This window comes from Acinetobacter sp. Swhac1, assembly GCF_013390985.1.
Classification (GTDB): Bacteria; Pseudomonadota; Gammaproteobacteria; order Pseudomonadales; family Moraxellaceae; genus Acinetobacter; species Acinetobacter towneri.
This window is the reverse complement of record NZ_JACASN010000100.1, coordinates 1-1,295: the sequence shown is the minus strand read 5'-3', so window position 1 is coordinate 1,295 and position 1,295 is coordinate 1. Positions and strand designations below refer to the sequence as shown.

Annotated in this window: 1 protein-coding gene; it reads right to left on the bottom strand. The window is 51.2% G+C overall.

Going from position 1 to position 1,295, the window contains the following annotated elements:
- Window positions 1-1,295 (bottom strand): DUF5801 repeats-in-toxin domain-containing protein (locus HX743_RS16075; protein WP_250316266.1); only part of this gene is annotated, 1,295 nt, incomplete at both ends.

Below are 1,295 nucleotides of genomic sequence, written 5' to 3'. Positions count from 1 at the left end.
GTATCCACTACACCACTGTCTACTCCTGTGGCTTTAACCCCCAGGCTGTACGCTGTGCTACCTGCACCATCTGCACCGTAGTTCACACTAAACGCACTGGCAAAGTTTTCGCTATCATCTGTGGTCAGGAACGTTTCATCTACTTCTAACGCTGTAATTACCGTATTGGTGGTTACCACTGGCGCATCATCACGGAAGCCAACTTTGTCGCCCAGGTTGATGAACGCACTATTCACGTCACCATCTTTATCCGTCGCTGTTGCTGTCAAGGTCACGGTGTCTGTGGTCAGCGTGATCAGCTCATTCGGTGACGCTGTACCACCTGTTGGGTGAACCAGAGAACGAATCTGATCCAGACCCACTTCTGCGGTCGCACTATCTACACGGATTTCAAACGCTTTCAAACCTGTTGAACTTGCAGATCCGCCTACACCTACACGACCTACAACGATGCCGCCCTCAAGGTATAAATAAACACGCTGACCTGTGGCTGTATCCACTACACCACTGTCTACTCCTGTGGCTTTAACCCCCAGGCTGTACGCTGTGCTACCTGCACCATCTGCACCGTAGTTCACACTAAACGCACTGGCAAAGTTTTCGCTATCATCTGTGGTCAATACCGTTTCATCTACCTCTAACGCTGTACTTACCGTATTGGTGGTTACCACTGGCGCATCATCACGGAAGCCGACTTTGTCGCCCAGGTTGATGAACCCACTATGCACGTCACCATCTTTATCCGTCGCTGTTGCTGTCAGGGTCACGGTGTCTGTGGTCAGCGTGATCAGCTCATTCGGTGATGTTGCACCACCTGTTGGGTGAACCAGAGAACGAATCTGATCCAGACCCACTTCTGCGGTTGCACTATCTACACGGATTTCAAACGCTTTCGCACCTGATGCGTCCGCTGAACCTGCATTACCCACACGTCCAACCACTACACCACTTTCAAGATACAGATAGACTTTCTCGCCTGTGGCTGTATCCACTACACCACTGTCTACTCCTGTGGCTTTAACCCCCAGGCTGTACGCTGTGCTACCTGCACCATCTGCACCGTAGTTCACACTAAACGCACTGGCAAAGTTTTCGCTATCATCTGTGGTCAGGAACGTTTCATCTACTTCTAACGCTGTACCTACCGTATTGGTGGTTACCACTGGCGCATCATCACGGAAGCCAACTTTGTCGCCCAGGTTGATGAACGCACTATGCACGTCACCATCTTTATCCGTCGCTGTTGCTGTCAGGGTCACGGTGTCTGTGGTCAGCGTGATCAGCTCATTCGGTGA